Source organism: Paenibacillus sp. NMA1017, assembly GCF_058895805.1.
The window spans coordinates 232,144-254,451 of the sequence record NZ_JBZXYR010000005.1; the positions used below are offsets into that span (position 1 = coordinate 232,144).

At 48.6% G+C, this 22,308-nt stretch carries 23 protein-coding genes; 15 read left to right on the forward strand and 8 right to left on the reverse strand.

Annotated features, from left to right (window positions below; genetic code table 11):
* Positions 1-9 precede the first annotated feature (9 nt).
* Positions 10-186 (reverse strand): YjfB family protein, encoded by a 177-nt coding sequence (locus tag AC5ELV_RS15325; RefSeq protein WP_023990044.1) that lies wholly within the window; start codon positions 184-186, stop codon positions 10-12.
* 56 nt (positions 187-242) lie between these two features.
* Complete coding sequence (locus AC5ELV_RS15330; protein ID WP_493430864.1) at positions 243-2,222, reverse strand: methyl-accepting chemotaxis protein; 1,980 nt, start codon at positions 2,220-2,222, stop codon at positions 243-245.
* A gap of 164 nt (positions 2,223-2,386) precedes the next feature.
* On the opposite strand from AC5ELV_RS15330, the gene AC5ELV_RS15335 reads away from it, so the two are divergent.
* Entirely contained in the window at positions 2,387-2,803 is a 417-nt protein-coding gene (locus AC5ELV_RS15335; RefSeq protein WP_493430865.1) for a hypothetical protein, read from the forward strand.
* A 218-nt stretch (positions 2,804-3,021) separates the two neighbouring features.
* Here the strand turns inward: AC5ELV_RS15335 and AC5ELV_RS15340 are convergent, their stop codons facing one another.
* Together AC5ELV_RS15340 and AC5ELV_RS15345 are read right to left on the reverse strand one after the other, a co-directional pair.
* Positions 3,022-4,149 carry an SGNH/GDSL hydrolase family protein gene (locus tag AC5ELV_RS15340; protein WP_493430866.1) on the reverse strand — a complete coding sequence of 376 codons (1,128 nt, stop codon included), beginning with the start codon at positions 4,147-4,149 and terminating at the stop codon, positions 3,022-3,024.
* 259 nt (positions 4,150-4,408) lie between these two features.
* The gene (locus AC5ELV_RS15345; protein ID WP_493430867.1) at positions 4,409-5,122 is read right to left on the reverse strand and encodes a GT-D fold domain-containing glycosyltransferase; all 714 of its coding nucleotides are present in this window, start codon (positions 5,120-5,122) and stop codon (positions 4,409-4,411) included.
* 215 nt (positions 5,123-5,337) lie between these two features.
* Here AC5ELV_RS15345 and AC5ELV_RS15350 point away from each other — a divergent pair, with 215 nt between their 5' ends.
* The 5 genes from AC5ELV_RS15350 to AC5ELV_RS15370 are packed head-to-tail and all read left to right on the forward strand — an operon-like array spanning position 5,338 to position 10,377.
* A complete protein-coding gene (locus AC5ELV_RS15350) occupies positions 5,338-6,045 on the forward strand; it encodes a glycosyltransferase (protein WP_493430868.1) in 708 nt (235 codons plus the stop codon).
* Between the two features lie 19 nt (positions 6,046-6,064).
* A complete protein-coding gene (locus AC5ELV_RS15355) occupies positions 6,065-7,045 on the forward strand; it encodes a polysaccharide biosynthesis protein (RefSeq protein WP_493430869.1) in 981 nt (326 codons plus the stop codon).
* A 2-nt stretch (positions 7,046-7,047) separates the two neighbouring features.
* Positions 7,048-8,397, forward strand: coding sequence for a nucleotide sugar dehydrogenase (locus AC5ELV_RS15360; protein ID WP_493430870.1), 1,350 nt, complete (start codon positions 7,048-7,050; stop codon positions 8,395-8,397).
* The gene (locus tag AC5ELV_RS15365; RefSeq protein ID WP_493430871.1) at positions 8,390-9,265 is read left to right on the forward strand and encodes a class I SAM-dependent methyltransferase; all 876 of its coding nucleotides are present in this window, start codon (positions 8,390-8,392) and stop codon (positions 9,263-9,265) included. Before AC5ELV_RS15360 ends, AC5ELV_RS15365 begins: the two co-directional genes overlap by 8 nt.
* On the forward strand, positions 9,262-10,377 hold the full coding sequence (locus AC5ELV_RS15370) for a tetratricopeptide repeat-containing glycosyltransferase family 2 protein (RefSeq protein ID WP_493430872.1): 1,116 nt from the start codon (positions 9,262-9,264) through the stop codon (positions 10,375-10,377). Before AC5ELV_RS15365 ends, AC5ELV_RS15370 begins: the two co-directional genes overlap by 4 nt.
* Here AC5ELV_RS15370 and AC5ELV_RS15375 read toward each other — a convergent pair.
* Positions 10,369-11,247: a DUF72 domain-containing protein gene (locus tag AC5ELV_RS15375; protein ID WP_493430873.1), complete on the reverse strand. Its 879-nt coding sequence runs from the start codon at positions 11,245-11,247 to the stop codon at positions 10,369-10,371. The two genes, AC5ELV_RS15370 and AC5ELV_RS15375, sit on opposite strands and share 9 nt — an antisense overlap.
* 255 nt (positions 11,248-11,502) lie before the next feature.
* Here AC5ELV_RS15375 and AC5ELV_RS15380 point away from each other — a divergent pair, with 255 nt between their 5' ends.
* The 5 genes from AC5ELV_RS15380 (at position 11,503) to AC5ELV_RS15400 (ending at position 15,910) form a co-directional block, all read left to right on the forward strand.
* The gene (locus AC5ELV_RS15380) at positions 11,503-12,288 is read left to right on the forward strand and encodes a class I SAM-dependent methyltransferase (RefSeq protein WP_493430874.1); all 786 of its coding nucleotides are present in this window, start codon (positions 11,503-11,505) and stop codon (positions 12,286-12,288) included.
* Positions 12,289-12,310: 22 nt separating this feature from the next.
* Complete coding sequence (locus AC5ELV_RS15385) at positions 12,311-13,321, forward strand: MBL fold metallo-hydrolase (RefSeq protein ID WP_493430875.1); 1,011 nt, start codon at positions 12,311-12,313, stop codon at positions 13,319-13,321.
* Between the two features lie 75 nt (positions 13,322-13,396).
* Positions 13,397-14,032, forward strand: a complete 636-nt coding sequence (locus AC5ELV_RS15390; protein WP_493430876.1) for an NAD(P)-dependent oxidoreductase — start codon at positions 13,397-13,399, stop codon at positions 14,030-14,032.
* 342 nt (positions 14,033-14,374) lie between these two features.
* Positions 14,375-15,013: a TetR/AcrR family transcriptional regulator gene (locus AC5ELV_RS15395; RefSeq protein WP_493430877.1), complete on the forward strand. Its 639-nt coding sequence runs from the start codon at positions 14,375-14,377 to the stop codon at positions 15,011-15,013.
* Positions 15,014-15,118: 105 nt separating this feature from the next.
* Positions 15,119-15,910 (forward strand): SDR family NAD(P)-dependent oxidoreductase, encoded by a 792-nt coding sequence (locus tag AC5ELV_RS15400; protein WP_493430878.1) that lies wholly within the window; start codon positions 15,119-15,121, stop codon positions 15,908-15,910.
* Between the two features lie 143 nt (positions 15,911-16,053).
* Here AC5ELV_RS15400 and AC5ELV_RS15405 read toward each other — a convergent pair whose 3' ends face one another.
* Positions 16,054-16,491 carry a GNAT family N-acetyltransferase gene (locus AC5ELV_RS15405; protein ID WP_493430879.1) on the reverse strand — a complete coding sequence of 146 codons (438 nt, stop codon included), beginning with the start codon at positions 16,489-16,491 and terminating at the stop codon, positions 16,054-16,056.
* 72 nt (positions 16,492-16,563) lie between these two features.
* The gene (locus AC5ELV_RS15410) at positions 16,564-17,121 is read right to left on the reverse strand and encodes a phosphatidylglycerophosphatase A family protein (RefSeq protein ID WP_250270387.1); all 558 of its coding nucleotides are present in this window, start codon (positions 17,119-17,121) and stop codon (positions 16,564-16,566) included.
* 152 nt (positions 17,122-17,273) lie between these two features.
* Here AC5ELV_RS15410 and AC5ELV_RS15415 point away from each other — a divergent pair, with 152 nt between their 5' ends.
* From AC5ELV_RS15415 to AC5ELV_RS15425, 3 genes are all read left to right on the forward strand, one after another.
* Positions 17,274-18,332, forward strand: a complete 1,059-nt coding sequence (locus AC5ELV_RS15415; RefSeq protein WP_103050106.1) for a GerMN domain-containing protein — start codon at positions 17,274-17,276, stop codon at positions 18,330-18,332.
* 92 nt (positions 18,333-18,424) lie between these two features.
* Entirely contained in the window at positions 18,425-19,186 is a 762-nt protein-coding gene (gene rph, locus AC5ELV_RS15420; protein WP_013311675.1) for a ribonuclease PH, read from the forward strand.
* Entirely contained in the window at positions 19,186-19,818 is a 633-nt protein-coding gene (locus AC5ELV_RS15425; protein ID WP_493430880.1) for an XTP/dITP diphosphatase, read from the forward strand. Before rph ends, AC5ELV_RS15425 begins: the two co-directional genes overlap by 1 nt.
* Positions 19,819-19,914: 96 nt before the next feature.
* Here AC5ELV_RS15425 and asnB read toward each other — a convergent pair whose 3' ends face one another.
* A complete protein-coding gene (asnB, locus tag AC5ELV_RS15430) occupies positions 19,915-21,759 on the reverse strand; it encodes an asparagine synthase (glutamine-hydrolyzing) (RefSeq protein ID WP_493430881.1) in 1,845 nt (614 codons plus the stop codon).
* A gap of 163 nt (positions 21,760-21,922) precedes the next feature.
* On the opposite strand from asnB, the gene AC5ELV_RS15435 reads away from it, so the two are divergent.
* Entirely contained in the window at positions 21,923-22,282 is a 360-nt protein-coding gene (locus AC5ELV_RS15435; protein ID WP_493430948.1) for a hypothetical protein, read from the forward strand.
* The last annotated feature ends 26 nt before the right edge of the window (positions 22,283-22,308 follow it).

Below are 22,308 nucleotides of genomic sequence, written 5' to 3' on the forward strand. Positions count from 1 at the left end.
TGGATGCACTTATGCGCGAATGTCCAGTTGACCCCCGAGATGAGGCTGTACGCTTTTTTCCATCATCTGCACTAAAGCCTGTCCTTGTTCACTAGCCTGATCTTTAGCCATACTTAATACCTTCACACTTACGGCTTGGGCCAAGCTGGCCTGACTCATACCTGTTGATAATGCTGCGATATCCATGTTCCAACCCTCCTTCATGGTGAAGACTCTTTCTCTGTATTTATCGGTTGGAACGGTTATTTTGTTTCATCCAATTGAAATTGTGTCAGTAAATCTTGAAGCTGCTCTGCCAGACGGGTCAAATCTGCGGCAGACGAACCGATCTCTTCCATGGAGGCGAGCTGTTCCTCTGCGGCTGCGGACACGGTCTCCGTATGGGATGCCGCTTCTTCAGCGATGCGTGTAATTTCCTCCATGCTGCTGACGACTGTACTCGTTCCATCTGCGACTCCCGCGGTAGAAGCTGCGACGTTATCAAGCTGCTTCGCTGATTTGGCTACCGCTCTACGGATGCGGGAGAAGGAGCGACCGGATAGGTCAATGGAATTGATGCCTTCACTTACGCGTTCCTTGGCGGATTCCATAGCGATCAGGGCTTCGGATACACCGCTCTGTATCCCTTGAATCTGTTCACGAATTTGTTGTGCGGAATGAGCTGAGTTTTCAGCCAGCTTGCGGACCTCTGTGGCCACGACAGCAAAACCTTTGCCATGCTCCCCTGCGCGTGCCGCTTCAATAGAAGCGTTCAATGCGAGCAGATTAGTCTGGCTGGCGATTTCCGTAATGACAGTGACAATCGTTCCGATTCGTCCAGATCGGTCATTCAAAGCACCGATAATGGTGTCCAGTTCTTCCACGGTAGTGCGAATGCCATCAATGGAAACGACGCTGTTGCCGATATGCTCACTGCCTGCATCCGATGCCTGAATGGCCTGTGCGGAGTAAGTAGTCATTTCAGCCATAGTTTCGGTCATAGCGGTGATGTCTGTTGCCATGCCGCTAACCCGTGTCTGATTAGCTTTAGCACTGCCCACTTGGCGTTCGCTGCCTGCAGCCACATCTTGAATGGCTATGGTCACATGCTCGATAGCCCGGGTCGTTTGTTCTGCACCTGCTGCAAGCTCTTGCGAGGATGCCGACAAATTGCCTGTCATCGCTTGAATTTCTCTAATCATGTTACGCAGGTTATCTACCATTTGTTGAAAATATCTTGATAATTCACCAATTTCATCTGTGCTGGTCGTAGCCACGTTAATCGAAAGATTACCTTCGCTGATGGCATCCATAGAATTACGCAATCTATGGATGGGCTTAAGTATACTGCTGATTAGCCACATTGCGAGCACACCAATGATGATGGCTGCAATCACCAACACTACGATCGTCGTGATAAGAATCGGTTGGGCGGAGGCACTGGTTTCTGCTTTATCCATGGTTCCGGCAATTTTCCAGCCTGTCAGCGCATTGGTTTTGAAAATCAGGTGTTTATCTACGCCATTAAGATCGTAATTAAAGCTGCCTTCCTTAGAGTCAAACAGTTTGGGTATCGTTTCTCCCATTTTGGTACTTCCGCTGACTTCTGTCGGGTGGGTAACGATACGTTTGGTACCATCTAATATCATAATATAGCCATTTTGTCCGATTTTTAAATTTGTGATTTCTTTCAAATTTTTCAGATTCAGGGAAAGACCGAGAACACCGCTGTTGTCGGGAAGTGTACGTGAAATATACACAACGGGGATCTTAGCCGTATTGAGTCCGACAGGGCTGATTACGGTTTGACCGGGTTTCTCCATGGCCTGTTTGTACCACGGACGCTCACGAGGATCGTTTGTGGAGCCTACGGCTTTGCCAATAATAAGCTTACCTTCGGGAGTTCCTACAAACATATCAACAGCTTCCGCGTGCATTTTCAAATAAACTTGTAATCTTTTTAGAATGGCATCATCTGCTTCAGCACTGTTATCACTAGCCGTCATCGTTGTAGAGTAATATTCGAGATCCGCGATTTTGGCTTGAATCGTTTGAGTAACTGCGCGATCGGATGCGGTAACGCTAGTCGTCGCACTATCAAGTAATTGGCGGTCCGTCTGGTTATATGCTGCTTGATAAGAAAAAGAACTTACAATAATGCTTGGAACAAGCATGACCAGTAGAAATGCTGCTGTCAATTTCTTGCGTAGTGTTAATGTTTTGAGTCGTCTCAGTTGTTTCATCGAACCCCTGCTTTCTATCTACATATTCATTTCTAATATTTATATCATATGTATTTACTATCGGTTTTTTTGAGCTGAATTGATAGATTTATTACTAATTTGTCCAATACGCTAAAGAATTTCTTGCATAGCATGGAGTATCTTGCAATTTGGAGGGATAAGGTATGGGTTTTTTTCTGGATATGAGAAGTTCCACCAATTCATCAAAAACAGGTGAGGGTCCCGATATACAGCTGGGTCTTATACCGGAACGGTTCGGTTTGATCACCCTGCGAACCTTTCTTGTGCCGAGTCCGATTGTAACTTTTAGTGGTTCCATTGGTCTGATCGGTGAGCTTGGGGATACGTATGCGGTTGAAATCGTGCGTGGAGCCGACTATGATCCGAGCGAGGTAGTCTACCGCGCCGAGGGGGTATTGGGCGTGACTGGATCTAATGAAACGCAAGCTTTTAATGCACAGGATCTGTCCGCTCCCTGGGCAATACAAACAGTATATTCTTCTTATATTTCTGGTGTATCGACTACTGTTCGTAATGGTCCAGAGGTATTCACGGGCATCGCTTCGACTCCGTTTTTGTAAATATATCAGGTGAATATTTCTTTCGTAAATGCTCGCTGCCTGTTCGTGATTCTCTAGGATAGGCCGCTGCGCCCAAGCTTAACTAGCCACGAGCATAGACAGGCATCTGCCGCAGACTCGTGGCTATAGTTCTCAACAACACCCAGAGCATAAATGGCCTAGTTGTTGTAATTTCCTTTATGAGCGTGTTCTACAGAGTTGATTGTGCTTCTCGGATTCTATTTCTTTAGAATCTCTCGCAAATACACTGTCAACTCATCTGCTGCTTTGGCATGGGCGGAGAGTCCGGGATGGCTGCGAGATCCTATCGTTTCTTCCGTCGTGTTAGGCAGCTGGAATACGGACACATTCCGATCCCTCGTTCTTTTCTTGTATGCGTCTACCGCTCGGTAGATTGAGGGCATCATCGGAGTACCCAGCATCCCATAGGCCCACACAATATGGGCAGCAGGATTGCAGGTCCGAAGTTTGACAAGAAAACATTCGATAGCGCTTTCAAAAGCTTGTAAATCTTCTTCATTAAATGTGCCGTCCTCGTTCAGGCGTTGCTTGTACACTTTTCCGCTTGCCGGGTCCGTCCATGCAGGAGAATAAAAGGCTCCCCCGTCATTAGTCCCCAAATTCACTATGACCACGTCCGGTTGCCATGTGGTAAAATCATGATCTGCAAATGCCCCTAATGCTTCATTTCTCTCTCCGGTGAGTACACCACATACCTGCTCATAATATGCCGGTATGTTCGCATGCGGATTATTATCCCAGCTTGTCAGGACACCCCATCCGCTTTGTGATAACACTCGGTAATCCGCATTCAGTGCTTCGGCTGTTATGGCTGTATAATTGCGTAGTGCTGTGAACAGCATGGGGACCCAGTCTGTCTCCTCCTTCGCTCCAATCGTTCCTTCTCCCGAGGTAATGCTATCACCGATAAATTCCACCTTGAGGGGCTTATCAGTAACTGGCAGCAATTCCCCGTCAACCTTCAGGGCATGGATTTGCAACAAGCAGCGCGAGTCCGAACTCATAGGCTGGACATCCTTGACCACACGGACATTTTTGACCGTATCAGGGTTCAACCCTCTCAAAACACAGATCCAATGTCGTCCTGCGGTCACCATCAGGCGACTCATCGGAACACCATTGATGACAATACTGATCCAGGGTTCATACACCTGGTAATCGGCCCCAATTTCAATCCACAGCTCTGAGCCTTTGATGTTCAATTCAATGCCACTGCCTGTCCAAAACAGAGTAAGAGGTGAACGTGTTTGCGTAGTTCGACCATGAACCTTTATATGCTTTGCTTTTGTAAGTGGGTATGTCTTCAATCTCTTGTTATGTGACATTTCAACATCCTCCTCATGATTTCTAAATGAATGCTAGTTTCTGTAATATTGTAAAAGAAGTGACAGGGAATCTCAAATTCTATTTCTAAACAAGCAAGAGTCCAAGGTTTTATATGGATTATTCTTTTTGATCACGGACTTAGAACCACATATGATATCAAAAAGACACCAGCAAAATTGAAATTTGCTGGTGCCTTTTCGATATACGGAGCAAAGATTACTTGCTAAGTATATTTTTTCACAAATATTCTTCTAGCTATTAATTTGCTTTGCCGAACATGACGATATTAATCGCCTTGCCGAAGTCTATGCCTACTTTGCCAGTGAGTTCTGCTGTTTTTTGGGCTAACACGACTGCATTGACACCACAAGAGAACAGCGCAATATCAAAGTCATCTTTGTGTGCTGCGATCCATTGGAGTGTTTCAGGCATTTGTTCATATTGATGAAATGCCAGTGTGTGGGCGATATGCAGCTTGTACGGATCGGCCTCAAGAACAGGCTTTACTTCAGCGGCCGTCCGGGTGACCAGCAGAATGCGTCGATTTTTCAGCATGTCCCAGAAAGCGGGTGTCCCAGCCAAATACCGATTCAGACATGCGTGGCAGGTCAGCGCGGGAGAAAGAGCATAGTGAGCAAAGACCTGATCGGTCAGCTCCCGCTTCATATAGGATGGTGCTTTAATAGATTCGTCATCATATGGCAAAATGCCAGCAATGCTGGCTTTGCTCACTGCCTCAGCCACCGCGTCCCGTAGTTCCGTATTTGGTAGAAACAGTCCCTTTTGACCGAGATTGGCTTTGACCGCCCAACGTTCCTGTAATACCTTTTCCATCGGCCAGACGGTATCCTGCGCCAACACCAAATTTTCACCATCTCCAATACGAATGAGCGAAAAGGACTGGTGCTGATCGAGTGCCAGCTTCAAGCGTTGCAGTACCTCGTCAATCTCCAGATACTTTGGATTCGTCATATCATGTTTCCTCCCTGTCGTTCCTGCTTGTTCAACTTTTCAGATGGAGTAAAAAACTTTGTATTCTATCATATGTCGAAAGTGAAAAGGTTTTTGTATGAACGGCTATTCTTTTTGGATTCTACCTATTTTTACAAGATTCGTTGCATCTGTACGTGCCGTTTCAGGAGTGTCTTCATAACTTGAGAGAAGACGGTTGAAGGGGAGGAAGATCAATGAATCGCAAGATTGTAATTGAAATTAATTTTAATAACTATGGGATGAATCCCAACCGCCTGACACGTGAGTGGATCAGCGAGCGACTGGATATATTCAGAACCTTTACGCTGCGTAGTTTACTCAGTCAGACAAATGCGGATTTCCTATCTGTCGTCAAGCTGGCGGGTGGATGCAGTGACATCGTGGAAGAGGAGCTGGCCCGACATGAGCCTATTCCCGACCACATCCGTTTCGGTACGAGCATCGAAAGTAAACGTCGTATCAATGCGCACATCGAAGGCGCGGACGAACTGCTCATTGCTCGAATAGATTCCGACGATTTGTATCACCAGTCATTTGTACAACAGTTGCATGATTACAAGTTTCAACCGGAGACGGTTGCGCTGGTGAACCAGCTGGGTTACCTGTGGGATGCGGTTGAGGGGCAGATGGCACCGGTGTTTCACCGTTCGCCTTCTTTTTATGTGTTTCGCTATCAAGTGGAGGATTTTCTGAATGATTATCGTATCGTCATTCCTGGAAAAGGCACGCACGGATATGTAACGGAGCTGCCGCATGAGGTCATTCCGCTTCGCAACTATGTGAACGTCATTCACGCCGCCAATACTTCGGTGAAAAAAGTGCCAGCGAAGGATCGGCTGTCAGAGAATGAAATGAATGCTGTGCTGGCTGAATTTCTGGGAACAGGCATTGCCAATTCGTAACGGTCAGGAGGAGATTATATTGTTCAAAGGAAAAAAACTGCTGGTGACCGGAGGAACGGGATCTTGGGGGCAACGCCTAACGGCTGAATTGCTGAAGGAGGGACCGGCGGAAATTCGTATTTTCTCACGCGGTGAATTTGCACAGATTGCCATGCAGCGGCAGTTTCAATCTGATCCTCGCCTGAATTTCATGATTGGAGATATTCGAGATCTTCAGGCATTGCAGGAGGCATGTCGCGGAGTGGACTATGTATTCCATTTGGCGGCATTAAAGCATGTCCCCGTGTGTGAGAGACAGCCGGAAGAGGCTTTCAAGACGAACGTACACGGTACGGAAAACGTGATCCGGGCCAGCATTGAGCAGGGAGTCGCCAAGGTAATTGATGTCTCTACAGACAAGGCGGTAGATCCGGTGAATGTATATGGCATGACGAAGGCGATCGGTGAAAGACTGATGATCCGCGCCAACACTTTAAGTGAGCGTACTCGCTTTGTGTGTATTCGCGGCGGCAACGTGTTGGGAACGAGTGGAAGTGTCGTGCCCCTGTTCAAGCGCCAAATCGCAGAAGGACAGGATTTAACGCTGACGAGCCCAGATATGACACGCTTTTTCCTCACGCTCGGAGAGGCGATTGGCTTGCTGCTGAAGGCTTCTGTCACGGCGATTGGGGGAGAGACGCTAGTGATGAAAATGAAGGGCTGCAATATTGCAGATCTGGCAGAAGTGATGAAAGAACAGGCAGGTGAGCCTACGTTGAAAGTGAAGGAGATTGGTATACGTGGTGGGGAAAAGCTGCATGAGGTGCTGATTTCACCCTATGAGGTGCCGCACACGTATCGCTATGATGATCGTTATTTTGTTATTCTTCCCCAGCAAGCAGACGAGCGCTTATTGAGCCAATATGGTGGATTGGAACGAGTGAGCTTTGATCAATATCGCTCGGACGATGAGTTAATGGATCGCGCTGGAATTGCTGAGCTACTGCGAGGCATGGAGTAACGATGAAAGAGGTGGGTATTTTGCAGCTTATGGAAAAAATAACTAAAGGAACTGTAAAGGTTGCGGTCATCGGCCTCGGTTATGTAGGACTGCCCATGGCAGTGGAAATGGCAAGGGCTGGTTATGATGTATATGGTGTGGATTCCGATCCCGTCAAAGTAGCCAAGCTGCTTCAAGGAAAATCGTACATTATAGACATTGGCGATAATGCATTGGAAGGTCTGATCGGGCAGCAATTGCATCCGGTTACGGATATCAAGGTGCTGGAGCATGCGGATGTCGTTGTAATCTGCGTGCCTACGCCACTGACGGACGGACACCAGCCGGATACGTCCTATATTGAAACGGCTATTGATCAGGCCATACCTCATTTGCGCAGACAAACACTGTTGATTCTGGAAAGCACCACCTATCCCGGAACGACTGAGGAATTGATTCGTCCGGTGATAGAGCAGCGCAGGGGCTGGACAGTAGGTAAGGATTTTTATGTGTGCTTTTCACCGGAGCGTGTTGATCCGGGCAGCGTTCATTTTAACATTCGCAACACACCCAAGGTGATCGGTGGCTGCACGCCGGATTGTCTGGCAGCGGGAGCAGGTTTTTATGGGTCCTTTTTGGATCAGATTGTTCCGGTCAGTTCGACAACCGTGGCGGAAGCCGCCAAGCTGTTCGAGAATACGTTTCGCAGTGTCAACATTGGAATGGTCAATGAGCTGACTGCTGCCTGTGAGAAAATTGGCATCAATATATGGGAGGTACTGGATGCAGCGGCAACCAAGCCATTCGGCTATATGCCTTTTTATCCGGGACCTGGCATCGGGGGGCACTGTATCCCGGTTGATCCGCTATACTTGTCATGGAAATCCGAGCAGCATGGTTTTCCACTGGAATTCGTGGACTTGGCAGATCGCATGAATCGGCGTATGCCGCTGTATATCGCGGAGCGAGTTGAAGCTATGCTTGCTCAGGAAGGTAAAGCCGTAAACAAGGCCAAAATCATTCTGGCAGGTGTGGCCTACAAAAAGGACATTGATGATGTTCGGGAATCCCCAGCTCTTGTCCTGTTTGAGCATCTAATAAAAATGGGAGCTTCGGTGAGCTTCACCGACCCGTATGTATCGAGCTTTAAGCTGAACGGTGAAGCAATCCCATCTCGAACGGCAAATGCCCAGCTATGGGAAAGTGCAGATATCGTAGTCATCACGACAGACCATTCTGTGGTGGATTACCAACAACTGGTCGACCATGCCCCGCTGGTCTTCGATACACGTAATGCGACTGCACATTGTACAGGTGGACATGTCGTGATCTTGGGGCATCCCGGTGATGGAGGGGGCGCCGCTGTTGGCTAACCGTGATCAGGTAAACGAACGTTATTACGGGCAAATCAATTCGGAGGAGTCCCATGAAGCCACCCGCAATAGAATTCACTGGATTTGCCGCCATGTACAGGGCCATACCGTGCTGGATGTTGGGTGCAGTCAGGGCATAACATCCATTTTGCTCGGGCGGGAAGGATTTGAGGTAACGGCCATTGATTTGGAAGAGGGCAGCATTTCTTATGCAAAAAAAGAACTTCGTCAGGAATCCGCACCCGTCCGGGGAAGAGTCCACTTTCAGTTAAAGGACATTTCACAATTTGAGCGTCCTCCCGGTGGATTTGACACCATTATTTTAGGGGAGATTTTGGAACATTTTGCGCATCCCGATACCCTGCTGGCTCATGCTTATCGTTTGTTGAATAAAAAGGGAACGCTCGTCCTATCTGTACCTTATGGATACCATCCGTTTCATGATCACAAGCGGACTTACTATGCCGGGAGCCTCTCCCGTGTATTGTATCCTTATTTTGATGAACAAGCGCTGGAGGTGCATCACAAATATTTGTGCTTTGCAGGCCACAAGAAGTCGAAAGAACTGCGTAAGGCCAAACCAGAGGCAGAGCATCTGAATGAGTGGATGAAACTGGACGAGGAGCAGTTTCGACTGGTGGAGCAGCAGCATGTTCGCAAAATGAATCAGCGAAAGGCCGCACTCGACAAGGCGGTACAGCGAATCCGGCATATGGAGGAACAACTTTTGTCGATGGAAAGGTATGCACGTGTCGAACAGCTAGACAAGAGGCAGGCTGAAAGGAGAGGTGCATATACTGATGGCGAGTCTACCGGAAAAACGACGGCAGATTCAGCCAAAGGTAAAGGGGATGACGTGAAGTCATGACTGAGCATCCAATGACTATCAGCTTGTGCATGATCGTAAAAAACGAGGAGCAGACACTGGCCCGCTGTCTGGATTCGGTCGCAGACCTGATGGATGAAATCATCATTGTGGACACGGGATCGACGGATCAGACGAAGACGATAGCAGCCCGATATACGGATCGGCTATATACGTTTGAATGGAGGGATGATTTTGCAGCCGCCCGTAATGAATCGTTTGACAAGGCGACGTGTTCCTACATTATGTGGCTGGATGCGGACGATGTGCTGCTGGAGCCGGACCGTAAGCGCCTGCGTGCCTTGAAGAGGCGTTTGTCTATGGATATCGACGCAGTGGTAATGCCACTTCATTTGGCAGAGGGGGAGCAGGGTGAACTGTTGTTCACCTCACGCCGTATCCGTCTCGTGAAGCGTGAGCGACAATACCGCTGGGAAGGGCGTCTACATGAGGATCTGGTGATACCTCAGGGACAAATCGTGCATTCGGATGTGGCAGTAACTCACCGCCGAATGCACGACCACACGCTCCGTAACCAACGTATTCTCGCCCGGTGGATCAGCGAAAGCGGCAAGCTGGAGGGGCGTCTGCTGTATTTGCACGCCAATGAATGTTTTGACCGTAAAGAATATGCCGAGGCGGCAGAGGCGTTCAGCCATCTGTTGGAGGAGCCGAGCGGCTACCGTGAGGATCGGATTACCGCTTGTGCGCGGTCGGCGGAATGCTATCTTCACCTCGGGAAGCCGGAGCAACAGCTGGATAGTCTGTTACGCTCCTTTCGATACGGTGTACCGCAATCAGACTTGTGCTGCATGATCGGTGACTGGTTTTTCACAAGAAACGAATGGAGCACTGCTGCATACTGGTACGAAAAGGCATTGGAGCAACAGCATCACCTTCCGGGTATGCGACCTGTTCCACTACCATGCTACTCCTGGTTACCTTATGTGCGGCTTAGCCATTGCTATGCCCATGTAGGTAAGCTGGACGCTTCGTATGAGCATAACCAAACCGCTTTACGCTATTTACCTGATGACCCGCATTTGCTGGATAATGCACGCAAGCTCAGGGAGGCTATATCCAACTCCCCACCCTCAGCCCGTTCCTCAAAATAGTTCAAGCTGTTCCGGCCCATTATCCTCTTCGGGTGGCTTGCGAGGGGGAAAAGGTTTAGGTTGCATGCCAAGCATGGTCATGAGCTGCTTGGCGTTAGCAGCGGCGTCTCCACCTGAGTTGTTGTTGAAAATAACACACACCTCACAGCTTTGCTGCTCCAGCTTCAGCAATCTGTCTCTCCATTCGGTCAATTCTTGTTCATTATACCGATACAGATAACGAACCTCCCGCCAATTCGGCGCGGAGCTTTGATTCCAGCCCGATATGTTCCGCCCGTGGAGACGTACGACTGTCAGATCACCGTCTGTAGCCAACGGCACAATGGGAACCGACCCTGGTCCTGCCTGCGGCTCGTCGCATACGCTGTGTATCCAGCCTTCTTCACGCATGAATGCCAGCGTTTGTTTCCGAAAATCGGGTGTGAACCAGCTTTGATGTCTGAATTCAAGTACGGATGGGACCTCGCCCATCCTTTTTTTCGTGTCTCGCAGTACAGCGACATTCTCACGTGTACAGTCGAACCAAGGCGGGTACTGAAACAGTACGGCTTTGAGCTTGTCCGCTTCGCGAAGAGGCTGTATGGATGCATGCAGTGCTTCGTACATGGCATCTATTGTTTTGAAGTAAGGCTGCTTGCCGCGGGTATGTCCAGTCATGCCTTGATAGGCTTTGACGAGAAATGAAAAAGAGTCAGGGGTTTCCGCCGCCCAGCGTGCCATACGATCTGTGGGCTGCACCGCATAGAAAGAACTATCCATCTCCACTACCGGAAAATGGCTTCCATAGACGCTTAGTTTTTGGTTAGCTTTGGTGCCCGTTGGATACAAGTCATCATGATCGCCCCAACCCGTAAGTCCAATTTGAATCATAACTTCCCCGCTCCTTTCTCTTATGAATACTTCTAAAGGCGTTCCCATGAATCATTTTAATGATAAAATGGGGTGAATCACATGAAGTTGGTATGAAGTTCCTATGAATATTTAAGCTCAAATAACGGTTATTGTAACATGTTTTGTTGTTCAGGATTTTGTAAAATCCTTATTCGTAATGCTTTTGAGTTTCCAGTTTGAAAAAGCTAATATAGTATGTAATAGAGCGAAATGAGTTCATGGAGGAGAAACGATATGGCAGAATGGTACGAGCAAAGCTTTGGGGAAGATTATTTATTGGTATACAAGCATCGCGACTTTCAGGGAGCCTATCAGGAAGTGCAAAAAATGATCTCCTGGCTCAAATTACCGCAAGGCTCCAGCGTATTGGATTTATGCTGTGGGATGGGACGTCATTCGCTTGCGCTCGCAGATGCAGGTTATAAGGTGACAGGTGTGGACCTTTCTAATGTGCTGCTGAGAGAGGCTCGTGCAGCTGATTCCGAAGGGCGGGTAAGTTGGCATCAAGGGGATATGAGAGAGGTGCCGCTGGATGAAAGCTATGACGCGGTGATGAATTTGTTCACCTCCTTCGGTTATTTTGAAAAGGATGAGGAGCAGCTTAAAGTACTAAAGGAAATATATCGGCTGTTGAAGCCGGGAGGACGCTTTATCATAGATTATTTGAACCCTGCTTATGTAACCGCTCATTTGGTACCGCATTCGTCACGGGAGGATGAAGGTAATTGGATTGAGGAGCATCGGGTCATTGAAGATGGCTTTGTGAAAAAACAAATTGCGATTCGGTCAGCTGCATCCGTTACGGGCACTGAAGCAGCCTCTGCTCCGGGAACGACTCCTACTGAGGGAGAAGCTGCGCGCGTGTATCATGAACGAGTGAAGCTATATCCATATGAAAAGTTTCGTGGATTGCTAGAGCAAGCCGGACTATCCGTAGAGCAGGTACACGGAAGTTATAATGAAGATCAATATATCGAAGATGCTTCGCCTCGAATGATTTTTGTCGGCGTGCGGGCTTGAAACAGAAAGGCGGATGGAAGCCATGAAATTGCCAGAGCTTACACCGTGTGAGCGAATAGACGGAGGCTTTCAGGTCAAAATATCCATGTCCTTTCCGCTGCGCTGGGTGAATAGCTATGTACTCAAGGGACAGCACGGTTTTACGATTGTAGACCCGGGACCGCGCAATATGGATACCGAGGCAGAATGGACGCATGTCTTCCAACAGCTGGGGATGTCCTTTGGGGATATTTCGGACATTGTGGTCACTCATCATCACCCCGATCATTACGGATTGGCGGGCTGGATGCAGCAGCAAAGTCAGGCTCGTGTACATATGTCAGCTCGAAGCCATAAGGAAGCGATGATGATGTGGGACGCTCCAGAATCGACGGTCGCTATGGAGAACAGGCTTCCCAGCTTTTTTGTCCAGCATGGCTTTCCTTTGGAGCAAGTGTCGGCCTTGGAATTACATATGCGGCAGGCTTATTTGCAAGTAAATCCACAACCTGAGATTACTGTTATTCCTACCGGAATGGACACTCGTCTGGAATGGGGTGGACGCAGTTGGCTACCCGTTGAGACAGGAGGGCATGCGCCCGGACATGTGTCCTTATATGACCCGAATAGCGGCGTTATCCTCTGCGGTGACGCAGTTTTGCCGCAGATTTCTCCTAATATCAGTCTGCTGCCAGGCAGTGATATCCAGCCGTTGAAGTCTTATGTAGACGGCTTGCAGCGTCTAGGCGAGCTGGAGGTAGCGTGGGCCTATCCGGGGCACCGCAATCCGTTTGGTTATTTTCGGGAGCGGACGCAAGGGTTGCTGGCGCATCATGAAGAACGGCTGGAGAAATTCCAGCAGCTGATCCAACCGGAGGGCAGCACAGCCTATGAGCTGTGCATTGCCATGTTCGGTGGTAAGCTGGGTATTCACCAGCTAAGGTTTGCCATGTCCGAGACGCTGGCTCATCTGGTGGAGCTGGTGCGCCGTGAACGGGTATCTATGAGCGAGACGGACCCCATCACGCGCTTCTATCCCCTTTGCCGTCAATAGTCGCGGAAAGTTACCCAACAAGTGACATGACGAAGCAACATGACAAGCGGCATGCATGCCAGAAAAGAGGATTTTATGAATTTGCTGCTGCTGGGAGCTACCGGACGCGTAGGACGGTATATATTAGCTTATGCATTAGCGGACGGTCATACCGTTACGGTCCTTGTTCGTTCACCGGACAAGCTGGAGAATTATGCACCCGGGTACGGGAATCAGTTGCAAATCATACAAGGCGATGCCACTAATGCAGAGGACGTAGCACAAGCGCTGAAGGGCGGGGCAACGGCTGTGATCAGTGCGCTGAATACGGATGGAACGACTACCTTATCCGTTAATATAGCCCTGCTGGTCCGGCTCATGCAGGAGCAGTCCATTTCCCGGCTCATTACGGTAGGAACGGCAGGGATTTTGCAAAGCCGGACCGAACCGGACCTGTATCGTTACGAGTCCTCCGAGACCCAGCGACGCAGCACTCGTGCGGCCGAGGAACATCGGCGAGTGTACGAATTGCTGCGTGAATCGGGACTAGACTGGACAATCGTATGTCCAACCTATCTGCCAGATGGAGCGCGGACAGGTATTTATCGCGTGGAAAAAGATTTTCTGCCTGAAGGTGGCTCACAAATTACCACCGCGGATACGGCAGATTTTACTTATCGGCAATGCAAGAGTTACGAATTTATCCGTACACGGATAGGCATTGCCTACTGATCGTGGACGCCAAACATAGCTTCATTTTTAAAGTATTCAACCAGAGGGCGGTAAGTGTCCCTACTTATGGCGTCCTTTTTTTATTTGACAAATACTCAGGCTTAGAATACTATGGTTCTTAACGGAAACACTGTTACCTAAAATCTTGCGTAGATCTTTAATCTATTTATAGTAGTAAGAAGCAACAGTTTTTAATAAGCCAGGATTTTGTAAAATTCGATTCCAGTCGCTCCGAAGTGCAGTATATAGATGAACTAAACCATTTCGATCTATATCTTGTTCATTGGAAGTCGCTTATGGGATTTTTGAAAAATCCTCAAGCAAAAGGAAGTGCATTGAATCATGTCCGAGCCATCGCATCCCTATAAAACCTATTCGGAAGTGAAGCTACAGCAGCAGCAATTGCTACGTAAAAATGTCATCGATGCCGCATGCATCCTTCTTGTGGAAGAAGGGCCTGAGGCTGTGACCGTACGGCGAGTTGCGCAGAAATTAAGCTGTTCCACCAAGATCATTTACAATATTTTTGGCAGTAAGGATGGTCTTGCCAATGAGATGTACCTGGATGGATGTCGGCTATTGGCTGAAACCTTCCAGCAAGTACCTGTTACCGAAAGCGTAATCGCTGACTTGGAAGCTCTATGCTGGGCATATTGGGAATTTGCGCAGCTCCATTCAGCCTATTATAAAATGATGTTTGGCGGAGCATTATCTGATTTCAAGCCGGATGAACAGAGCTTGGAGGGTACTACAACGGCACTGTCACGCATCCTGCAAACCGTCATACACGCTATGGAGCAGGGAGCATTGAAAGAGCATGACCCGTTGCTGGTTGTCCGGATGTTTTGGTCTGCTTTACATGGAGTCATACATCTTCAGTTTGCAGGTCATTTTTCAGATGTAGATATGGCTCAAGGGGTGTATGCATTTACACTGAAGAATACGCTCGTAGCATTTAAAACATCCTCATCCCCATCGTAAATATGAAGTGTGCTGAGGTCGTCATAATAGATGACTTCAGTTCATTATAGAGTAGTGGTAACAATGTTTCCGAAATAAAACAACGATACTATGGAGGTTATCATCATGTTTATGTACGCAAACAAAACAGCTCTGATCACAGGGGCTTCATCCGGGATTGGCGAGGCATTTGCCTATTCGCTCGCAGCTAAGAAATGTGACCTCATTTTGGTAGCTCGGAATGAAACCAAATTAGAAGCGCTGGCCATGGAACTCATAGCTAAATATAACGTAAAAGCAACAGTGATTGCGCTGGATCTTTCCACACCCGGAGCACCTCAAACATTGCATCAGGAGGTTCAAAAACAACAGCTAAAGGTAGATCTCCTGATTAACAACGCGGGTTTTGCCACCTATGGATACTTTGAGCAGGTTTCAGGGGAACGACAGCATGAGGAAGTGATGCTCAATGTGGCTGCTTTAGTCGACATCACACATGCATTTATGCCTGATTTATTGCGTAAGCGGGATGGTGGATTAATCAATGTTTCTTCCACAGCTGCATTTCAGCCCGATCCTTATATGGCCGTATATGGAGCAACCAAAGCATTTGTGCTTTCTTTTACTGAAGCGCTATGGGCCGAGAATCGGAAACGGGGGCTTAAAGTTTTGGCCCTTTGTCCAGGATCAACAGAAACGCCGTTTTTTGATATTGTTGGCGCAAGTGAAGCGTCAATTGGAATTAGGGAAACTCCCCAAACCGTTGTGAAGAACGCGTTGAGAGCATTTGAAAAGGGGCGTAGTCACATCATTTCCGGTCGCCAAAACTATTGGGTAGCTCAGGTATCCCGGCTCTTCTCTCGTCAATCCACGCTGGGAATTGTAGAACGTGCACTGCGTCCACAAAATGGATTGTAATTTATGAATGAAGGTAGTCTGAGCTTGAAAGGTTAGGATTGCCAATGAATAGGCTGTGAGTATTATGCACCGGGTCTGATCGTCTCTAGCTCGACTTGAATCAGACCCGGCGTTCCTATTTGTATAGATCAAGCGCTTAAATCCTATTCCAGCCCTCGGGAATATAGTAAAATTCCATCCCGTTTCTCCCAGCCGTTAGCTGACCAGAAGCGTTGACCCCCTGCGTTATGCTCCATCACAAACAGATGACATTTATCAATGCCTTCTCTCAGCAAAGCAGATAACGCCTTATCCACCAGTCTGGGCGCGATCCCTTGACCACGATGTGCTGTGGCTACACCCAGATGATACAAAAACCCCCTGCGACTATCATGGCCTGCTAAAATCGTGCCTATGATGTTTCCAGCGTACTCACAGACAAAGCTAAGTCCTTCATTTCGTTGTAAAAAGCGTGCAATCCGTTCCGGTGAGTCGGCCTCGCTTAATCCCAATCCGTCTAAGCCATTCCAAAGGTCAATGGCCTGATCATAATCGTCAGCCTGCATCGTACGGAATGTATATCCTTCAGTTACGTTTGCCATGTCTAGTTCTCCTCTAACCCTGTATATATCTGTTGTATTCCAAGCGTTGTTTGTTATTTAGCGTGTTGTTGTTTAACGTGTTGTATTCGGTGCGCTTTCTTCCCCAAGCTCCTGCTCGCGCTCTGCCTGTTTGCGATGGGCGATACGGCTGCTGGCCGAAGCTGCGATAGCGCCCACAATGTCGTCCAGGAACGTATGGATCGGTCCGAGGCTTTTATCATTCAGGCGTTCCAGCACACCCGGTTTCAGCTTATCGACATAACCGTAATTGGTAAATCCAATGCTACCGTACACATTTACGATGGAGAAGGCCAGAATCTCATCCACCCCGTATAATCCCTCATCATTCTCAATCATATCCTGCAATGGGGGAAGAAGAGCGCCCTGTTCAGCAAGGATATCCAATTGGATGCCCGTGAGTACGGCATTTTGAACCTCGCGCTTCATTAGCACCTTGTCCACATTCTCCATACATTCTTCCATCGTTAGGGTCGGGTAATATTTCTTTTGTAAAAGCATGACCAGTTCTGCGATTTCAGTCAGGTGTACACCACGCTTGTGCAGCCACTCGCGGGTGGCATCGGCTACCTTTTTACTATTCAGGCTGTATGGTGCTTTTTTCTTGTCCATAAAGTTGAAATTCTCCTCCTCGTATAGATCCTGATTTCTACTGCAATTATGACCAGTGTGTCCAGTCTGCTGAAAAAGTAGTTATTTTTTACGCGAGGCTCGTATACATATTAGTACAATCTGTACAAAATTGTTAGGGAGGAACTTCACTTATGAATATAAAACACCCATGGCGTATGACCTCTGTAGCTGGACTGCTATCCCTACCCCTGTTGTTGTCAGGCTGCAGCCTTTTTGGCAACGAATCGGCATCCATTGACCCCCCGCCGTCCACGACAGAGCAGTCCATGATTAAGGCTGTAACCGGAAAAGCACCTGCCAGTACAGGACAACTGAGGGCTGTTTTTTTGCAAGATCATAACGGTTTGCTGGCTCCGGTATCTTTACCGATTGCTACAGGTGATGTACAGGCAGATGCCAAGTCAGCGCTGGAAACACTAGTTGAGGGCGGGCCATATGCCGGATTATTACCAGAGGGATTTAAAGGTGTAATACCCCAAGGTACGGAAGTGAAAAGTGTGACGGTGGACAAGAACAACAAGCTGGCTGTTGTCGAATTCAACAAATCTTTCGCCAACTATAAGCCACAGGAAGAACGAAAATTAATGGAGAGCTTGACCTGGACCCTGACCGACCGTCCCGATATTGAGAGCGTACAGATCTGGGTGGAGGGCAAAAAGCTGAACGAAATGCCTGTTGGCGGCACACCGCTGGATCATCCGTTGACACGTGCAGTAGGCATTAACTTGGAGATCGGTCATGGCGTAACACCACTGGATTCTAGTCCAGTCACCGTGTATTTCTCTTCATCTTCTCCTGCTGGAGTTCAATACTATGTACCTGTAACACGGTTAGTCAGCCCTGAAAAAGATCGTGTTCAGTCAGCGCTGCATCAATTGATTCAAGGGCCGCAGACCAAGGATGGGTTACAAGAAGTAATGACAGGGGAGACGGCGCTAAAATCTGTAGAACGCTCCAAAGACAACGTAATTACGGTATCGCTCTCGGATGATATGTTTGCTAAGGGAGAAGCCGTGCCTGCTGAATTTTTGGAATCGGTTGTGCTGACAGCGGCAGACAATTCAGATGATGCGGTCAAAACAAAAATTCGGATTGAACTGAATGGTGAAAAAAGCGTAATTGGACAAAATAATCAAAATTACGGAGAGCCTGTAGCCAAGCCGCAACATATTAACGAAATCCCTCTTTAAGGGCGGGAATCGTCCTTGGGGTGCTTTTGCCTGCACACTTTGGTAAAATAAACATATAAGAACAGGTTGCATACGACGTAGGAGGAAAAAGCATGAGTAGATCTAACGGACGAAACGGTGATGAGCTGCGCCCGATGAAATTGACAGCAGGAGTAAATAAATACGCGGAGGGCTCTGTTTTTATAGAGGTTGGCGAGACGAAAGTCATTTGCACGGCTACTGTAGAAGAACGCGTACCACCCTTTATGAAGGGACAAGGAAAAGGCTGGGTGACCGCAGAGTATTCCATGCTTCCGCGTGCGACTCATAGCCGTAATCAGCGTGAAGCTGCTCGTGGCAAGCTGACAGGCCGTACCATGGAAATTCAGCGTCTGATTGGAAGAGCGTTGCGTTCGGTGGTCAATTTGCAGGCGCTTGGTGAACGTACGATTACGTTGGATTGTGACGTCATTCAGGCGGACGGCGGAACACGCACAACCTCAATTACCGGTTCTTTCGTAGCGTTGGCGATTGCGGTCAATAAAATTGCCACCCAGCACAAGCTGCCTGTTTTTCCAATTACCGATTTCCTGGCTTCCGTCAGCGTAGGGGTTGTTGGTGAAAAAGCGTTGCTGGATCTGAACTATGAAGAGGATTCCAAGGCCAAAGTGGACATGAATCTTGTCATGACTGGCAGTGGAAAATATGTTGAGCTGCAAGGTACAGGTGAAGAAAGCCCATTTGACCGTAACGAATTGGATCAACTGCTTAGCTTGGGCGAACAAGGGATTCTGCAAATGATTGAGCGCCAAAAAGAAGTGCTTGGACCGATTGCTGATAAGATCGGTGCTGGACGTACAGGAGCTGGCGCCTAATGCGGCTGGATGGCCCGGTCGTCATTGTCGCTACGAAAAATAAAGGAAAGGTGCGGGAATTTGCGCATGCTTTTGCGCCGTTTGGCAAGGAAGTCAGAAGCATGTACGATTATCCCGACATTCCTGATGTCGTTGAAGATGGCAAAACCTTTGCCGAAAATGCACTGAAAAAAGCTAAAGCGGTTGGAGATGTGCTCGGATTGCCCGTGCTGGCCGATGATTCTGGCCTCTGCGTGGACTTGCTGGACGGTGCTCCGGGGGTATACTCTGCCCGTTATGCTGGAGAAGGTGCCAGCGATCACGAAAACAATATTAAGCTGCTCGACGTTCTGGAATCGAAGCAGCTGGGTGATGATACGGGACAGCCTTTGCTAAGCCCGGCTCAATTCGTCTGTACCTTGATTCTGTATAATCCGCAGACTGGCGAGACGTTGGAATCGACAGGCTCCGTGGAGGGTTGGATTACTACTGAAACCGCCGGCAGCGGCGGGTTTGGGTACGATCCGCTGTTTTATTTGCCAGAGTTTGAGAAGACAATGGCCGAGCTGACGTTGGAACAAAAGCAGGCTATCAGCCACCGAGGGATAGCTCTGCGGGATTTGGCAACAAAGCTGGGTAATCCACAGGTATAGCTTGGTAACAGGGGCGAAATCATCCCCCATTCACATAACGTAAAAAAGGCTATCCGTCAGTCATGAGCTGCGGATAGCCTTTTTGGTATTTTTAGCTTATCGAATAGCTACCTTGTAAGTGCGCAACCAGTTATCCACTTGGGCCAAATAGGCAAACAACTGCGGACCCGACATCAGTTGACCAAACCAAGGCAGATTGGTGGATGCCTCCGGTGAGGCGGCAATATCGCGTACCTTTTGCGCATCAATCAGCTTGAGCAGTGGGGAAGAGGAATCATCCAGCAGCTGCAGCGCCTGCTTTTTCACAGCCTCAAGGTAGGAAGGGTTATGCGTTTTGGGATATGGGCTTTTTTTGCGATACAGCACATCATCCGGCAGTACACCCTCCAGCGCCTTGCGCAAAATGCCTTTTTCACGTCCGCCTGTCATCTTGATACTCCACGGAATGTTCCATACATATTGCACCAATCGATGATCGCAATACGGCACCCGTACTTCGAGTCCGGCTCCCATACTCATCCGATCCTTGCGATCCAGTAGAGTAGGCATAAAGCGGGTGATGTTCAAATAGGACATGACGCGCATTTGCGCAGCTTTTCCTGTTTCCCCCGGTAGCTTCGGCACTTCTCCTACCGCTTCGGAGTAGCGGTCATTCAAATACTCCAGCGGCTTGATCCAGTCCCGCACCTCGGGAGACAACAGACTGGCTCTCATGTCGGGTGCAACTGCCCACGGGAATGTGCCCGAATTCAGCATATCCTCCCGGTGGAACCATGGATATCCGCCAAAAACTTCATCCGCAGCCTCACCAGAAATAGCGACCGTAGCTCCTTTTTTAATCTCCCGGCAAAAGAGATACAGCGACGAATCCACGTCCGCCATTCCGGGTAAATCCCGTGTTAGCGTGGAGTTGTTCAGAGCTGCTACGACTTCTGGCGTATCGAATTCAATCCAGTGATGATTTGTCCCTAATTCATCCACCATTCGCTGAATCCAGGGGGCATCGGCTCCAGGTTGAAACGCATGGGCTTTAAAATGCTTGTCGTTATCGACATAATCGACCGAATACGTATGAACTTGTCCCTGCCCGGTACGTTTGTAATAATCGACAGCCAATGCGGATAGAGCGCTTGAATCCAGCCCGCCAGACAATAAGGTGCACACTGGAACATCCGAAATGAGCTGCCGCTCCACCGTATCCAGCAATAGTTCTCGTACCTTAAGCGCCGTTTCTTCGGTGTTATCCTCATGCGCGATGCTTTCCAGTGTCCAGTAGGCTTGAATGCGTACACCGTCGCGGCTGTAGGTTAGCGTATGCCCGGGGCGTAGCTCCTTCATGGACGAATAGACGCCGTGTCCGGGGGTACGTGCAGGCCCGATGATAAAAATTTCGGCCAATCCCTCGGCATCCACTGCTGCCTCTACCGCTGGATGCTGGAGCAGTGCTTTGGGTTCTGAGCCAAATACGAATACATCTCCAGTTTGGCTATAAAATAACGGCTTCACTCCCAGCCGATCCCGTGCCAGAAACACCTGCTCCCGCTCACTATCCCAGACCGCAAACGCAAAAATGCCGTTCAACCGATCCACACATTCAGGGCCCCATTCGATATAGGATTCGAGCAGCACCTCCGTGTCGCATTGTGTACGGAAAAAATGACCGCGTTGTTGAAGCTCTTTTTTTAGCTCAGGCGCGTTATATATTTCCCCGTTATATACAATCGTATAAGTGATATCCTCCAGCTGCCGGATCATGGGCTGAGCGCCATTTTCCGGGTCCATAACGCTCAGTCTTCGGTGTCCGAAGGCACACGGGTTGGATATCCAGGTACCCGCAGCATCCGGTCCGCGATCGGAGAGCGTTTGCGTCATATTCAGCAGCAGCTCAGATTGATGCATTAAGTCTCCGTTCCACTGTATGAAACCTGTAATTCCGCACATGTCTGTTCATCCTCTCTTTGTCGTGTTCATCCAGTGTTGGAATGAATCAAAAACTAAATCCCCAGTTCATCAGTATATATGCCGAAAAGAAGCATAAAATGTCTGTCCGTTCCGAAAACTACAGATGGGGCAACCCGTCTACTCGCAAGGAAGGAGGGAGACAATGTACTACATCAAGGATGCCAAAATACGCCGCTTCACTGAACTTGACGGAGTGCGCTGCGCTGAAGTAGAGGTGCGGCCTGGTGCCGCAGATGACCCGGAACTGCTGGTCTATATCACGGCCACGGATCAGAAGGATGGTCACCATGACTATGACATGGTAAGGATCATCCGCAATGACGCCGACCTGGAACTGGATTGGTACGACAATAATCTGCATTCGGCATTTGAGGAAGTGACAGACAAGGCTTTTACCGACTCTACACACATTACTGCTGGTGAGGAGCGAGAGAAGTTTAAAAAAGAATTGCTCTCCTATGGGCAGCTCAGCACAGAGTTCGCCAAGGAGTTCGGGGCATGAGGATATGGTGTGCTATGCCTCGGCTT

What these genes read in the sequence shown, in the direction of transcription:
- AC5ELV_RS15325 (WP_023990044.1), bottom strand. Translation starts at nt 186, where the DNA reads ATGGATATCGCAGCATTATCAACAGGTATGAGTCAGGCCAGCTTGGCC.
- AC5ELV_RS15330 (WP_493430864.1), bottom strand. Translation starts at nt 2,222, where the DNA reads ATGAAACAACTGAGACGACTCAAAACATTAACACTACGCAAGAAATTG.
- AC5ELV_RS15335 (WP_493430865.1), top strand. Translation starts at nt 2,387, where the DNA reads ATGGGTTTTTTTCTGGATATGAGAAGTTCCACCAATTCATCAAAAACA.
- AC5ELV_RS15340 (WP_493430866.1), bottom strand. Translation starts at nt 4,149, where the DNA reads ATGTCACATAACAAGAGATTGAAGACATACCCACTTACAAAAGCAAAG.
- AC5ELV_RS15345 (WP_493430867.1), bottom strand. Translation starts at nt 5,122, where the DNA reads ATGACGAATCCAAAGTATCTGGAGATTGACGAGGTACTGCAACGCTTG.
- AC5ELV_RS15350 (WP_493430868.1), top strand. Translation starts at nt 5,338, where the DNA reads ATGAATCGCAAGATTGTAATTGAAATTAATTTTAATAACTATGGGATG.
- AC5ELV_RS15360 (WP_493430870.1), top strand. Translation starts at nt 7,048, where the DNA reads ATGAAAGAGGTGGGTATTTTGCAGCTTATGGAAAAAATAACTAAAGGA.
- AC5ELV_RS15370 (WP_493430872.1), top strand. Translation starts at nt 9,262, where the DNA reads ATGACTGAGCATCCAATGACTATCAGCTTGTGCATGATCGTAAAAAAC.
- AC5ELV_RS15375 (WP_493430873.1), bottom strand. Translation starts at nt 11,247, where the DNA reads ATGATTCAAATTGGACTTACGGGTTGGGGCGATCATGATGACTTGTAT.
- AC5ELV_RS15380 (WP_493430874.1), top strand. Translation starts at nt 11,503, where the DNA reads ATGGCAGAATGGTACGAGCAAAGCTTTGGGGAAGATTATTTATTGGTA.
- AC5ELV_RS15385 (WP_493430875.1), top strand. Translation starts at nt 12,311, where the DNA reads ATGAAATTGCCAGAGCTTACACCGTGTGAGCGAATAGACGGAGGCTTT.
- AC5ELV_RS15390 (WP_493430876.1), top strand. Translation starts at nt 13,397, where the DNA reads ATGAATTTGCTGCTGCTGGGAGCTACCGGACGCGTAGGACGGTATATA.
- AC5ELV_RS15395 (WP_493430877.1), top strand. Translation starts at nt 14,375, where the DNA reads ATGTCCGAGCCATCGCATCCCTATAAAACCTATTCGGAAGTGAAGCTA.
- AC5ELV_RS15400 (WP_493430878.1), top strand. Translation starts at nt 15,119, where the DNA reads ATGTTTATGTACGCAAACAAAACAGCTCTGATCACAGGGGCTTCATCC.
- AC5ELV_RS15405 (WP_493430879.1), bottom strand. Translation starts at nt 16,491, where the DNA reads ATGGCAAACGTAACTGAAGGATATACATTCCGTACGATGCAGGCTGAC.
- AC5ELV_RS15410 (WP_250270387.1), bottom strand. Translation starts at nt 17,121, where the DNA reads ATGGACAAGAAAAAAGCACCATACAGCCTGAATAGTAAAAAGGTAGCC.
- AC5ELV_RS15415 (WP_103050106.1), top strand. Translation starts at nt 17,274, where the DNA reads ATGAATATAAAACACCCATGGCGTATGACCTCTGTAGCTGGACTGCTA.
- rph (WP_013311675.1), top strand. Translation starts at nt 18,425, where the DNA reads ATGAGTAGATCTAACGGACGAAACGGTGATGAGCTGCGCCCGATGAAA.
- AC5ELV_RS15425 (WP_493430880.1), top strand. Translation starts at nt 19,186, where the DNA reads ATGCGGCTGGATGGCCCGGTCGTCATTGTCGCTACGAAAAATAAAGGA.
- asnB (WP_493430881.1), bottom strand. Translation starts at nt 21,759, where the DNA reads ATGTGCGGAATTACAGGTTTCATACAGTGGAACGGAGACTTAATGCAT.
- AC5ELV_RS15435 (WP_493430948.1), top strand. Translation starts at nt 21,923, where the DNA reads ATGTACTACATCAAGGATGCCAAAATACGCCGCTTCACTGAACTTGAC.